Genomic DNA, 13,979 nt, shown 5'->3' with positions numbered 1-13,979 from the left:
AACACCTTGATAAAATAGATGTTAGCGGGCGCTTCCCCTCTCTTGTGGCAAGAGAGGGGGCAGGGGGTGAGTTAGGGTGGAGAAAAGGGGTAACAATCAAATCTTAAACAATCCATATGCCGGTAAATGCCCTGTTTACAGTATATTTCGAACTTTTATAACAATTTTAACCGGACACTATTGAAACACAATGTGAAACAAGGCGTTTCTTACGTATAGAAAAAGTTGGGAAAAAATACGGGTTAGTAAGGTCCGATAAATTCAGTCAGATTATTCAAGCGTCCGAAACGCAAGACACTCAAAATAATGAAAGTTAAAAATAATATCGATTTACACCGATAATCGGTTACCAATACTGATTATCCGCGGAACTGATACAAATCCTCTCAAGTACTGGATGAATTCATACAGATACTCCGGTCTTATCAACACTGCTCTTGCAAAATGATAAAAACCGCGTTATTTTGAACCAATGCGGTAAGTATATGCCTTTTTACCCTCAATCAGAGTTGAGAAATGCGGGCATAAACCGTGTTTTGATAATCCTGCAACCTGACATCACAGCGATACTATTTCCGGAGTTTAAGATGGGTCTTGTAAGCACCGTAAATCTTCTCGAACACGCCGAAAAGAACTCGTATGCACTCGGAGCGTTCAATGTCATCAACCTTGAATTCCTCAACGGGATTCTCGAAGCCGCCGAAGCCGTTCACTCCCCGGTGATTCTCAACATAGCGGAGGTTCATTTCACCTATATCAATATCGAACAGTTTACTCCGGCAGTCAAATACATGGCTGACAACGCCCGTGTTCCGGTGGTGCTGAACCTCGATCACGGTCTCTCGATCGGGACGGTTGTGAGGGCGCTGCGCTGCGGTTTTTCCGCCGTGATGTACGACGCATCGAAGAAACCCCTCGAACAGAACATCGAGGAAACACGGCTTATTGTGAAAATGGCCCATTCCGTAGGGGTGAGTGTCGAAGCCGAACTCGGTCAGGTCGGGGGCGCCGAGGGAGGGAAAAAAACCGCAAAAGCCCGCCGCGAGTTTTTCACCAATCCCGGCGAGGCCGAACGTTTCGTTGCCGAAACGGGTATCGATGCTCTGGCGGTATCGGTGGGGAATGTGCATGGTTTCTACGAGGGTGCGCCCGAGCTCGATTTTGAGCTTATCGGAGAACTGAAACGGCGTACCGGGATACCGCTCGTTCTGCACGGCGGTTCTGGTATTTCCGACAATGACTTCCGCAAGGCTGTATCCCTCGGGATTCGGAAAATCAACTTCTTCACCGAAATGAGCAAGATGGCCACCGACCGTGTCCGCGAGCTGCTCGCCGCATCGGAGGATTATTTCATCCAGGACCTGCTCAAGGAAGCGCAGGCGAGAATAAAAGAGGTGGTCATGGACCGCATGCGGGTATTCGGCAGCGCCGAGGCGTGTTCTCTCCCCGGAAACATCTGCCCGACCGGAGGCTCCTGCTCCACATGTTCCTCCTGCAAGCCTTCTTCGAAAATAAACGCTTCGCCGCCGGCAGCCGTGCCGCATAAACACGAGATTACCGATACCGAGCTCGCGGATATCGTTTCCCGGGCAATCAGGAACATATTGGAAAAATAACACTGATTCAATCAGCGAAAAGAGCATGTAGAGGTATACCATATCACCAGTTCAAATTTAATAATCGAATGATACTCAGCGTGGTTATGTATTCGATAAAAGATTACTGAAGCGGGAATGGAGATATTCATGGCACCGCCTTCTTCACGATTTCACTATGGCTGGATTGTACTTTTCATGGGTACACTCGTAGTGTTCGGTTCGCTCGGGCTGGCTCGATTCGGCTATACGGTCGTATTGCCCGCCATGCAGGTGGGCTTAGGGATGGAAAATACACAGGCGGGTGTGCTTGCTTCGGCAAATCTGGTTGGCTACCTCGCTCTGTCGGTTATCGGGGGAGCGCTGGCGGCGCGGTTCGGGCCGCGCGTGGTTATCACCGCCGGTCTCATGCTGGCAGGCGCCTCCATGGTGATGACCGGCCTGGCTCATGGGTTCATGGCAGCTGCCCTCTGGCGGGCGGTGACCGGTGTCGGGAGCGGCGCAAGCAATGTCCCGGTCATGGGTCTCATGGCGTCATGGTTTGCGGCGCGACGGCGTGGTTTTGCGACGGGAATCGCGGTAGCCGGATCGTCACTTGCGCTCATTGTCGTCGGCCCCCTCGTTCCCCGGGTCCTCTCGGCATATGCTGAGAACGGGTGGAGAGTATGCTGGTTCCTGTTCGGCGGAATAACCGTTCTCCTTGCAGCCGGGGCATATATTCTCCTGCGGAACCGGCCATCAGATATCGGGCTCAGCCCGCTGGGAGCGTCAGGGAATGATCCGGCTCCTCCTTCGCGCCCGGGAGGAGGGCTTCAGTGGGGACGGGTGTACCGTTCGGCTTCGGTCTGGCATCTCGGGTTTGTGTATGTTGCCTTCGGCTTCTCCTATATCATCTATATGACATTCTTTTTCAAACACCTGATCGCCGGGGGCGGATATACCCGTGAAGCCGCCGGAGGACTGTTCATGACCATGGGCTGGGTCAGCGTCCTGTGCGGGCTGATCTGGGGAACCGTATCGGATGTTATCGGCAGACGGTGGGCCCTGATAATCGTGTATCTTATCCAGGCGGCGGCATTCAGCCTGTTCGCGCTCTGGCCCGAGCCTGCGGGATTCACCCTTTCGGCGGTGCTGTTCGGCCTGACAGCATGGAGCATACCGGCGATTATGGCCGCAACATGTGGTGATGTGCTCGGCCCGCGTCTTGCCCCGGCGGCGCTGGGATTCATCACGCTTTTCTTCGGGATAGGACAGGCAATCGGACCGAGCGTCGCAGGTGCCATGGCCGATGCGGCAGGCTCTTTCGGCCCGGCGTTCCTCCTTGCGGGCAGCGTTGCGCTCATGGGAGCCATTGGGGCGTTCATGCTTCGCCCTGCTTCCACGGTCATGGAAAGCTCGTCCGCTCTGCCGAATACACAGGAAAGTGCATAACCTGTTTTATACTCAATAAGGTATTTCAGCGCATGTATATTGTATAATTCACTGAAAAGTTATCTTTAAACGGATATAGGATAATTAAGCGATACCGGGGAGATATGACGATGCCTTCCTCTCTCGATAATTCCCATGATCGCCTCGTATTCTTCGATGATCTCCGTTTTTTCATCATTATGTTCGTCGTTCTTCAGCATATCGCTCTCGTGTATGGCGCAGAAACTCATGGATCGGCTGTCAGCGGGGCGATTTTCAACTACATTGTCATGCTTACCGACATTTTCATGATGCCCGTTCTCTTTTTTGCGGCCGGTTTTTTCGCCCTGCCCTCGATTGAACGGTATGGAACGGCGCACTTTGTCGTGAACAAGCTGAAAAGGCTGGGAATACCACAGCTGATAGGGGCGGTCTTTATCGTTCCGGTCGCGATGTATTTCATGTACTGCAGCCGGGTTGCCGGTGACGGTACACCGCCTGTCGGGTACTGGAATTACTGGATTGAGGTGATGAAAAGCGCCGTGACATTTCATTCGGGATATGTTCACAGTCCGGACCAGTTTTCACTGAGGCATCTCTGGTTTCTTTCGGTTCTTCTTTCGGTTTTAATCCTGTTCGCAGGGTTATATAAAGCGGAGAAGGAATCTGCCTTCATACGGAATACACTCGCCCACATTCCGAAAACTCATTCGGCTGCCGGCATGTTTACGGTGCTCCTGATCACAGGATTGATCACCTCGGTGGGATTCTTTATCGTAAAACTTTACCTCAAATGGGGTTATCAGGCAGTCCTTGTCTTCAATCTTATCCATTTTGAACCCTCGCGCCTCGTTTCCCAGATTGTCTTTTTTGCCCTGGGAGTCTATGCCTATTCCGCGAAATGGTTTGCTGAAGGCAGATCTTTCGGCTCGATAGGTATCTGGACCGGGGTATCCTTGCTCGCGCTGATCGTTCATATCCATCTGGATAATTCCCTTCCTGCCCCCTTGACCGTGTTTAACAAGTGTTTGCTGTCGTTTTCACGGTCGTTTCTGGCTCTTTTCCTGTTTGGCGGTCTCGTTTCCTTTGCACGACGGTTCTGGAACCGCCCGTCACCAGTGCACAAGGTTCTCGCAGCCAATTCGTACACCGTTTATGTGATTCACTATCCGCTGCCCGCGCTCTCTGCTATTCTGTTGAATGCATGGAATGTCCATGTGCTTGTTAAGTCGGGAACCGCGTTCGGATTGACCGTTCTGATAAGCATGATTCTGAGCAATTATCTCGTGAAACCGTATCCGCGTCTGGCTGTCGGTTCTCTCATCCTGTTGAATGTGGTGTTGTTCATGATTTTATAGTCGTTTGAGGAGCGTTTCTTCGGGCGTTGTTGATAAAGAATAATGCACTCATAAAGTGGGGGAGTACATGGCCGAGGTGAAACTGAAACAGAAGGTACTGACCCGGAACGATGAAATTGCCGCCAATATCCGTTCAGAGCTGCGGGAAAAGGGTATACGGTGTCTCAATCTCATCGGTTCGCCCGGCAGCGGGAAAACCTCGCTGCTGGAAGCAACGTTCCGAAAACTCAAGGACACTTCGGAGATTGCTGTCATCGAGGGCGATGTGAAGACCGACAACGATATGCGCCGTATCGAGGCTTTGGGTGTAAAAGCAGTTCAGATAGAAACGGGGGACGAGTGCCATCTGGCCGCTGTTCAGGTCGATGAGGCCATGTCGCATCTGCCCCTCTCGAAGCTGAAGGTGCTTGTCATCGAGAATGTAGGAAATCTGATCTGTCCGGTCGCGTTTGATCTGGGTGAAGAGTGCCGGGTTATCGTGCTGAGTGTGGCGGAAGGCGAAGACAAACCCCTCAAGTATCCCGCCGCGTTTGTGTCGGCGAATGCCGTGGTTATCACCAAAACCGATCTTGCACCCTATGTCGATGTCCGGCCTCAGGTTCTCGAAAACCACGCCCGATCGATCAATCCGAACCTGACCGTGCTCATGACCTCCGCAAAAACCGGTGAAGGGATAGACCGGTTCGCCGAATTCCTTTTCCAGGGAACGAAAAGCTGATGTCCGTGTCATGAAAACAATCCATTACAAATGTGAACGTATCGAAATCCGCGGTATTGTGCAGGGTGTGGGGTTCCGCCCGTTTGTCCATAACCTTGCCCATGACTGCCGTCTCTGCGGATATGTGAAGAACAACCCTGATGGCGTTGTTATCGAAGCGGAAGGGGCGCCGGAGGATATCGAGGTCTTTATCTCAAGCCTCATGAGCCGGGCGCCTGTTTTGTCGCGGATAGTCGAGCTCCGCCGCACTGTCCTCGATAACGAGCCGGGTGGACGGAAATACTTAACCTTCGAGATTCGGGCAAGCGACCGGACCGGTAAGCCGCAGGCGCTTATCTCCCCGGATGTATGTGTTTGCGGGGACTGCCTGCGTGAGCTTTTCGATCAGCACGACCGCCGTTATCTCTATCCCTTCATCAACTGCACCAACTGCGGCCCTCGGTTTTCCATCATCCGGCGGCTCCCGTATGACAGGGGTTTTACGACCATGGCCGGTTTTATCATGTGTCCCGACTGCGAGCGCGAGTATCATGATCCCGCAGATCGGCGGTTTCATGCCCAGCCCGATGCATGCCCGCACTGCGGGCCGAAGCTGCGGCTCGTGGACGGCGACGGTCGCGATATTCCCGGCGACCCCGTTCTTGCTGCTGTCGAACTGCTTCGAATGGGACGGATTGTTGCGGTTAAAGGACTTGGCGGGTTTCATCTTGCTGTCGATGGCGCACAGGACGAAGCGGTGCAGCGGCTGCGTTCATTGAAACACCGTGAGGAGAAGCCGCTCGCGCTTATGACCGGCACCATCCGCAGTGCACGGAAAATGATACACCTGACCGTAAACGGAAGAGCCGCGCTCGAAAGTCATGAACGTCCGATAGTGCTTGCACCCCGCTTTGACGGGCGCGCAAAGTCTTCGCCTGTCGCCCCTTCGGTTGCGCCGGGAACATATTACCTCGGGATCATGCTGCCGTACACGCCGCTCCACTATCTTCTCTTTTTCCATCCGCAGGCCGGCGGGGATTTTGCCGGCGGGAAGCCGGTCTTCGATGCACTGGTCATGACAAGCGGGAATCTGAGCGAGGACCCCATCTGCAAGGATAACGACGAAGCCCTCAGGCGGCTGTCGGGAATTGCGGATGCGTTTCTCATCCACGACCGGGAAATTGCTGTTCGCTGCGATGATTCCGTGGTGAATGCCGGGGGCGAGGAAATTTCTTTCGTGCGGCGGTCACGGGGTTTTGCCCCCGTACCGGTTTTTCTGCCCGAGCCTGTCCCCCCGGTGCTCGCTTTCGGCGGAGAGCTCAAGAATACCCTCTGCGTAACTGACGGTCACCGGGCTTTCGTGAGCCAGCATATCGGCGATCTGGAAAACATTCCCACACTCGGATTTTTCAGGGAGGCGGTTGACCATTTCACCGGTATTCTGGAGCTCGATCCGCGAGTGTATGCCTGCGACCTTCACCCGGACTATCTGTCCACCCGGTACTGCAAGCAGTGTCTTTCGGAGCGCAGCGACGAGCTTTACGGCGTGGTCGGTGTACAGCATCACCATGCCCATATAACGAGCGTTCTTGCCGAGCACGGGCATACCGGCACGGTTATCGGATTCTCGATGGACGGCACGGGATACGGTCTCGATGAAACGATTTGGGGCGGCGAAGTACTGATAAGCTCTCCCGTTTCGTTTGTTCGGTTCGCGCATCTCGATTATGTGCCGATGCCGGGCGGTACCGCCGCCGTCAGGGAGCCGTGGAGGATGGCGCTGTCTCATCTCCGGGCGGCATACGGCGACCGGTGGCTGTCATTCGATATGCCCTGCCTGCGGCATCTTTCACCTCATGAACGCGAGCTGCTCGATCAGGCATGCAGCGCGGGGCTGAACTCTCCCCGCACGAGCTCACTTGGGAGGCTTTTCGATGCCGCTGCCTCTCTTCTTGATATCCGGCACCGCTCAGCATTCGAGGGGCAGGCTGCGATGATGCTCGAATCAGCCGCCGCCGCCGGTGAACATACGCCGCAAACACTCCCCTATACCGTGCGCAAATCGCCGCCCGAAATATATGATTCATATCCTTTACTGTGGGGAAGCTGTACCGCGGATATTCCCGGAGCGTCCATTCATGTTTCGGACGGGTGTATTATCGATTATATTCCGCTCATCCGGGGACTTATGGAAGAAGCCCGCCGGGGAAAACCGGTCTCCGGGCTTGCCGCCGCTTTTCACAATACGCTCGCGGCGTCATTTCTCGAAGTCGCCGAATATGCCCGTGAAAGTACCGGAATCAATACAGTGGCGCTTTCAGGCGGGTGCTGGCAGAATCTCATCCTGTTTGTACGGTTCCGGGATGTGCTGAAAGAACATGGTTTTACCGTGCTCACCAACCGTCAGGTGCCGGTCAATGACGGCGGCATTTCACTGGGGCAGGCGTATACAGCCGCCGCCTGTATGCGGAACCGCGGGATTTGACAGACGGTTATCGGAGACGGAACAATACAGGTAATTTTACATCCTCCGGAACGGGATTACAGGTGAACGAGGTAAAAAAAATTCGCGATCCGGGTCTTATGAAAGACCTCAGCAAACGCCTTGCGTCTCTCCGCCTCACACGACCGGTGACGCTCATGGAGGTCTGCGGGACGCACACGATGGCCATTCACCGCGCGGGGCTTCCTTCACTGCTGCCGCCGGAGCTGAGGCTTCTGTCGGGACCCGGATGCCCCGTGTGCGTGACCCCCGCCTCGTACCTTGACACTGCAATCGCCATGGCGCGAAGGTATGATGCTGTACTTGCGACATTCGGGGATATGATGCGGGTGCCGGGGAGCAGCGGGTCGCTCGCCGGACTGAGAAGCGAGGGATACTCTGTCGAAATTGTCTACTCTCCGCTTTCTGCCATAGAAATGGCCCGCTCGATGCCCGGAGCGGAGGTTGTATTTCTGGCTGTCGGCTTTGAAACCACAGCCCCGGTTGTGGCATCATCCGTTCTGTATGCCCGCGAACACGGAGTAGAGAATTTTTCCATCCTTTCCGCTCACAAGCTGGTCATGCCGGCGCTCGAACTCCTGATTTCCGACAGACTGCTTGCGGTGGACGGTTTCATGCTGCCCGGGCATGTTTCGGCTGTGCTTGGAAGCGAACCGTACCGGGACATTGCGGAGCGTTATCACCACGCCTGTGTTATCACGGGCTTCGAGACAGCCGATATAATCCAGGGTATCCTCATGCTGGCGGATCAGATCGAACGGGATGACATGACGGTGGCGATTCAGTACAGCCGTGTGGTCAAACCTGAAGGAAACAAACAGGCCAGGGCGGTTATCGACCGTGTTTTTGAGGTGACTGACAGCGATTGGCGGGGATTCGGCATGATACCTTCGAGCGGTCTTGCTCTCCGGGATGAATTTCGGGATTTCGATGCAGCCCTGCGGTTCCCCGTCGAAATCGAAGCCGGTCATGAACCCGATGGATGCCGCTGCGGCGAGATACTCAAGGGACATTGCGCGCCGCCGGAATGTCCGCTCTTCGCTCGTGTGTGCAGGCCGGAAAGCCCGGTCGGGCCCTGCATGGTTTCAGGTGAGGGAACATGCGCGGCCTTCTTTAAATACTCAAAACGACAGGGAGCATACGGAAGTGACTGACAAGGACGATGAACGGATTCTTCTTGCCCATGGTTCGGGCGGCGCAATGATGCACAATCTCATCAGGGATGTGTTTCTCCGCCACCTCGACTCGCCCGAGCTCGCCGCTCTCGATGATGCCGCAGAGCTCACCATCGATTCCGTCCGTATCGCGTTTTCCACCGATACGTTCGTGGTGAAGCCGATTTTTTTTCCCGGCGGTGATATCGGGAGCCTCGCGGTGTGCGGCACGGTGAACGATGTGCTCATGAAGGGCGCCCGGCCTCTCTATCTTTCTCTCGGGTTTGTCATCGAGGAGGGGTTCTTTCTGAAAGACCTGGAGCGTATTGTGCACAGTATCGGTCAGACGAGCATCGAGGCCGGAGTTTCTGTGGTCACCGGGGATACGAAGGTGGTCGGCTCCGGCGAAATGGACGGGATATGCATCAACACTGCCGGTATCGGTGTTATTTCCGCCGGAATCAGTGTGAGCGGCAGCAATGCACATGCCGGGGACTCGATTCTCGTATCGGGAACCATCGGTGAGCACGGCATCGCTGTTCTTGCCGAGCGGAACGGTCTTTCCCTCAGGGGAGCGGTCAGGTCGGATGCCGCGCCGCTCACGGGGACGGTGCTGCCGTTTCTCGACCGGTTCGGAGCATCCATCCATGTCCTCCGCGATCCGACACGGGGCGGGCTTGCCGCAACCCTCAATGAAATCGCCGGTTCAAGCGGAGTAGGCATCGTTGTGCAGGAGTCCGTTGTGCCGGTGAGCGATCCGGTAAGCGCCGTATGCGGCCTGCTCGGTTTCGATCCCCTCTATCTTCCCTGCGAAGGGAGGTTCCTGGCCATAGTTGATGATGCAGTCGCCAGTGACGCCGTAACATTCCTCCGCACGATGGGAAACTGCCCGGACGCCGCAATGATCGGTATGGTCGCGGATTCTCCTCACGGTGAAGTCATTCTTTCCACTGCTTCCGGTGGACGGCGTATTCTCGACATGCCTGTCGGCGAGCTGCTGCCGAGAATCTGTTGAGGCAGTCATCCGTTATCCCGAATTTCCGGGATTTTCCACGAAAGCCCGTTAATATCCCCGCTGGTCGACAATAGCCCGAACGACCTGGTTGTATTCGCTTCCTCCCATCAGATGTACGCCCATATAGAGGCCGGGAGTTTTGTTAGCCCCGATCATCTGCTCGATGAACTGGCTGTTCAGCATCCAGAGGGTAAGGGCATACAGTACTCCCGTGGCGGGACAGAGCTTCTTATCGAACCCGGGAAGACCAAGAATACCATCGCGTTCGGGGGAGTAGGTTTCGATATGATACTTTGCCTCTCGCGCCAGATCGTCGCCGCTGCTCCCCTCGGTGTGAGCGGGGCCGATGGAGATGACTGATACTCCCTTGCTTTTAAGCAGGCGCGCCATTTCAACATTATCCCTGACATCGGAAAATTCCCCTGCAATCAGAGCGAAATCGCCCGGTTTGACGTTTTTCACCGCATCCTCAGCCTGCAGGAGAAGGCACATGGCAAGACCCGATGCCCTGATATAATTCTCGATCGCCATTTCACAGCCGGCGCTGAATGTCCAGTAACGGCCTCCATTTATGACGCTTTGGACCATGAAACGGGCGGTATCGTCGATATGACCTATATCCGACTTGATTTTCTCCCCGCGTTCCTTTATGGAAGTGATGTATTCCAGTGCTTTGACGGCAGTTCCGGAAACAGCGGGATTTCTGTGGCGAAGTGCTATTTCGGCGGTGAGCATCCAGTAGAGCGGTCCCGCTCCCTGCACCGATATGGGGCATGCCCTTACAGCCGGTATTTCGGGAATATAGAGCACACCGTCCGTGAAAGGAACACCCGGTGTCAGGACAAGGCTCGCGCATTCCTCGGTGGTGACATTCCCGTACAAACGGTATGTCGGGGAAAGAGCGCCGTCAGGAATTGTCATGTTGGGAAGGTACGGAACCCGGATTCCCACGGTGAATGCGCCGCGGTCACGGGCTGCCTTCACACGGGGGAGCGCATAGTCGAAGAACAGAAAGTCGTCCTTTCCGATGAGGTTATATGAATCATCCGTCGTCTGCCGGGTCCAGTTGGGGAGATACCCCGGATTTCCGGCGCGGGCAGAGCGGAATTCTGCTTCAAGCATGTGACCGAAAATGACATGGCTGTATAGTTTGCGGCCGTTTCTGAGCGCGTATATGGCGCGGTCGGCTGCCTCTGCCAGAACGGGGAGTTCGGACATCGACTCCCTGTCCCAGATTTCACAGGCCTTTTCGTAATAGAGGACTCCGAACGGTTTTTTTCCGGACGCTTTTTGAAAGGTCGTTTCCTGCCCGGACACCGTACCATATGCTGAAATACCTGCTCCGCAGGCGGCAAGGACTGTTTTTGTAAAATCTCTTCGGTTCATCGGGCGAGATTCCGAGATTAGGTTAAAGTGTGAGGTTCATATGTATTCAGTACATGCTGTTCAACCTGAAAGTATACTGTCATTATTGTGAACAGGCAATATAAATACTGGCGACTCCAATTTTTTAAAGAACACTCCTGAGACGATACTTTCCTTTGCGCGCCCCAAGGAAAGTATCCAAAGGAAAGGGCGCCCGTGAAAAGCCTTTTTCCCCGTTCACTACCCGTTTTTCGGGAATGTGTGAACTCACGAGCCTTCGGCTCGCTCGGACAGCACCCATTCTTTTTCCGAAAACCGGTTGTGACCGCGGGGCTTTTCAACGGGATTATTCATTCACCGGCTTATAATCATATATTCTATTTATGATCAATATTACACGATATTTCAGTTTTGATATCAATTGGTTGCCAGTTGGACTTCTCTCTCTTGATTCAGTATTGTATATAATCGTATATTGCTTTGCCTGGAAGTGAACGTACATATTCGCGGAGTAGATACCATTATGGAATTTCGCATCGAACGTATATTCAAGGGGCCCGGATTTGCCGAAACGCTGTATCTGGGCACCTGTGCGGGACAGCGGATCATCAGGAAGGCTTCCAATCCCGGTGCGCTCCACTTCAGCAGGATTGCCCTTGTCCGTGAGATAAGGCTGCTGATGAGTCTTCGTGAGGAGTTGAAGCCGTTTTTCCCCGCGCTGCTCAGGACGAATCTCGGCGACCTGACCGAGGATTCACCCGGTCTTCCCACGGTGATATTCTACGATATGCCCTATTATCCGCCGGAGGAGGGATGGGAGACCATGTCGGTCCTCCTGTGTGAAGGTGCGCTTACCCGAAAGGCGGCACGGCGAATTATCGGTGAGATCATCGATACCGCTTTCATGTATTTCCGGCTCGATGACTGTGAACCGCAGGCTGATTATGCGGAGAAAACCATGCTTCGCGCCATACGGGAAAGCCTGACATGGGCGTCGAACGAAGAGAATTTCCGCCAGCTTTTTTCTCTGAACGGTCTGCGGCTCAACCGGCGGACTGTCCGGAACATTCCCGCGCTGACAGAGTATTTCGAGGATACGCCCCTCATGAGGAAGCTGCTCATCCCGGCCCGCGACCGTTTTCTCCACGGCGATTTTTTCCCGGAAAACATACTCTGCAACACAAAGACGGGACGGTGGATTCTCCTTGACCCTGTCAGCGTCCGCGGAGTGCACCGTGGGGATTTCATGCTCGATCTCAACAAAATGGAAGGCTGGCTCACCGGTGAACTGCCCGCCCTGAGAACAGGTCAGTTTACCCTCGATATCACGGGGAATAGCATGGAGTTCGTCATCGGCAACCGGTCGGGCAAGCTCGAAAACCTCCACCGTCTCGGTCTTGACGGCTGGTATGCCGATCTCCTGAGGGAACCACGGTATGCCGATGTCTTTACTCAGGAGAAGGGGTGGAACGTCAGATCGCCGTTCATCAACGCTTTTTATGCCCTCTGCATGCTCCCGCTCGCCGACAAACGTCAGGCGGCTGCGCGGTATGCTTTCGGAATAAGGTGCATGGATGAATTTATCGGTAATCTGGAGGACGGACTCTGAATGTAATGATCATTCGGGGCTGCTTGTCGGGCTTTGACTCTTGTATACGCACGCGTCGCAGCGGAGCAGAACGCCTCGACACCGCTTATTCCTCTGTCCGTTTATTATAAAAGGAATAAAAGATTTCATACTGTGAAAACTGGGTACGGCCTTATTTCCACGTTATGATATAATCCACATGCCCGCCGGTTTGTGAGTCCGGCTGGACAATCTGGAGATTGGATTCCTTTAGTAATCCCCTGTCGAAGAGGTTGTGGGCATCGGTCGATGACGTCTGGTTTTCGATGCAGAAATAGTCGCGGTCGGGAGTGTAGACCACCACATGGGTGAAATCGGCAGTCGCTTTCTGTCCGATTTCGAGACCGATCGATTCATACATCACCCGGACGATGCTTTCCGGCGTCGCACCGAAATACACATCATCGAGCGAGAGTTCCGAGACGGGTTTCGGATTGTTGAGGTCCCACTGCGTTCCACCGACCGGTTCGAGTTTCCCCGTGGGAAGCAGATCTATCGCCTCCATGTGATAGGGCAGACCGACCTGGACGAGGTCGGACTTCTTGTCGCCGATGACCTTCCAGAACGGATGGAGACCGAAACCGAATCCGAGCGGCCGGTTGTCCTGGTTTTGAACCTCGTATGCTATGCGGACACGGTCTTCCATGAGCGTAAAGGTCACCGTAAGGGTGCATTTGAACGGATAGCCGGGGAACCGGGGATTGTTTTCATCGAACACATACCATGTTTTAAGCGAGATGCCGTCCTTCCCGATCTCGGGCTTGTCGAACTTCCATGCATCATCCCATACGAGCCCGTGAATGAGGTGCGATATCTTCTCGCCGGGAAATCCCATGGTATAGATTTCGTCCATGAACCGGTATGTGGCTTCACGGACCCTGTTGGGAGTGGGGAAGAGAATCGGGCAGCCCGTACGGCGCGCGATAAGCTCGCTCAGGCTGTCCGGACTTGCGATAAGCTCTCTCCCGCCTGCCGTAAACGAGAACATGTTGCTGCCGCATTCCGGCGTGACAGCGATGGACATGCTTTTCTGCGGAATCCCGGGTTTTTCGGCGGTGAGCCGGACGATGTTCCAGCCTGTAGCAGAATCTTTCGATATCATATATGAAAATTTCATGGCAGAATTCCTGTCTTGAGAACAGCTTGTGAAAATCAATGATACGGCTAAGAACAAACACGAGAGTCTATTCATCATTATTTCCCCGGAAGGTTGTGAGAAACGGTGAATTCGACGTACAGGATTTTTTCCCCATGT

Annotated in this window: 9 protein-coding genes and 1 pseudogene; 8 read left to right on the top strand and 2 right to left on the bottom strand. The window is 54.3% G+C overall.

Features of this window, described 5'->3' with window-relative positions:
- The first annotated feature begins 587 nt into the window (after positions 1–587).
- The 7 genes and pseudogenes from LLG96_18750 (at position 588) to hypE (ending at position 9,732) form a co-directional block, all read left to right on the top strand.
- Positions 588–1,433: pseudogene (locus LLG96_18750) on the top strand (class II fructose-bisphosphate aldolase).
- Between the two features lie 312 nt (positions 1,434–1,745).
- Positions 1,746–3,026, top strand: a complete 1,281-nt coding sequence (locus tag LLG96_18745) for an MFS transporter (protein ID MCE5252245.1) — start codon at positions 1,746–1,748, stop codon at positions 3,024–3,026.
- Between the two features lie 110 nt (positions 3,027–3,136).
- Positions 3,137–4,363: an acyltransferase family protein gene (locus tag LLG96_18740; GenBank protein ID MCE5252244.1), complete on the top strand. Its 1,227-nt coding sequence runs from the start codon at positions 3,137–3,139 to the stop codon at positions 4,361–4,363.
- Positions 4,364–4,430: 67 nt separating this feature from the next.
- Positions 4,431–5,081 (top strand): hydrogenase nickel incorporation protein HypB, encoded by a 651-nt coding sequence (hypB, locus tag LLG96_18735; GenBank protein ID MCE5252243.1) that lies wholly within the window; start codon positions 4,431–4,433, stop codon positions 5,079–5,081.
- 10 nt (positions 5,082–5,091) lie between these two features.
- Positions 5,092–7,545 (top strand): carbamoyltransferase HypF, encoded by a 2,454-nt coding sequence (hypF, locus tag LLG96_18730; GenBank protein ID MCE5252242.1) that lies wholly within the window; start codon positions 5,092–5,094, stop codon positions 7,543–7,545.
- Between the two features lie 62 nt (positions 7,546–7,607).
- Positions 7,608–8,717 carry a hydrogenase formation protein HypD gene (gene hypD / locus LLG96_18725; protein MCE5252241.1) on the top strand — a complete coding sequence of 370 codons (1,110 nt, stop codon included), beginning with the start codon at positions 7,608–7,610 and terminating at the stop codon, positions 8,715–8,717.
- Complete coding sequence (hypE, locus tag LLG96_18720) at positions 8,710–9,732, top strand: hydrogenase expression/formation protein HypE (GenBank protein MCE5252240.1); 1,023 nt, start codon at positions 8,710–8,712, stop codon at positions 9,730–9,732. The genes hypD and hypE overlap by 8 nt, the downstream gene beginning before the upstream one ends.
- 48 nt (positions 9,733–9,780) lie before the next feature.
- On the opposite strand, the gene LLG96_18715 is transcribed toward hypE, so the two are convergent.
- Positions 9,781–11,118: a DUF2529 family protein gene (locus LLG96_18715; GenBank protein MCE5252239.1), complete on the bottom strand. Its 1,338-nt coding sequence runs from the start codon at positions 11,116–11,118 to the stop codon at positions 9,781–9,783.
- Positions 11,119–11,620: 502 nt separating this feature from the next.
- Between LLG96_18715 and LLG96_18710 the strand changes: the two genes are divergently transcribed.
- Complete coding sequence (locus LLG96_18710; GenBank protein ID MCE5252238.1) at positions 11,621–12,706, top strand: hypothetical protein; 1,086 nt, start codon at positions 11,621–11,623, stop codon at positions 12,704–12,706.
- Positions 12,707–12,857: 151 nt separating this feature from the next.
- Here LLG96_18710 and LLG96_18705 read toward each other — a convergent pair whose 3' ends face one another.
- Positions 12,858–13,841 (bottom strand): hypothetical protein, encoded by a 984-nt coding sequence (locus tag LLG96_18705; protein ID MCE5252237.1) that lies wholly within the window; start codon positions 13,839–13,841, stop codon positions 12,858–12,860.
- Between the last annotated feature and the right edge of the window lie 138 nt (positions 13,842–13,979).

Source organism: bacterium (genome assembly GCA_021372535.1).
GTDB lineage: Bacteria > Latescibacterota > Latescibacteria > Latescibacterales > Latescibacteraceae > JAFGMP01.
This window is presented reverse-complemented; position numbering and strand designations above follow the sequence as displayed.

Excerpts from the sequence above, each read along its gene's own strand:
- hypF (MCE5252242.1), top strand. The coding sequence starts at position 5,092 with ATGAAAACAATCCATTACAAATGTGAACGTATCGAAATCCGCGGTATT.
- LLG96_18715 (MCE5252239.1), bottom strand. The coding sequence starts at position 11,118 with ATGAACCGAAGAGATTTTACAAAAACAGTCCTTGCCGCCTGCGGAGCA.
- LLG96_18740 (MCE5252244.1), top strand. The coding sequence starts at position 3,137 with ATGCCTTCCTCTCTCGATAATTCCCATGATCGCCTCGTATTCTTCGAT.
- LLG96_18745 (MCE5252245.1), top strand. The coding sequence starts at position 1,746 with ATGGCACCGCCTTCTTCACGATTTCACTATGGCTGGATTGTACTTTTC.
- LLG96_18705 (MCE5252237.1), bottom strand. The coding sequence starts at position 13,841 with ATGAAATTTTCATATATGATATCGAAAGATTCTGCTACAGGCTGGAAC.
- LLG96_18710 (MCE5252238.1), top strand. The coding sequence starts at position 11,621 with ATGGAATTTCGCATCGAACGTATATTCAAGGGGCCCGGATTTGCCGAA.
- hypB (MCE5252243.1), top strand. The coding sequence starts at position 4,431 with ATGGCCGAGGTGAAACTGAAACAGAAGGTACTGACCCGGAACGATGAA.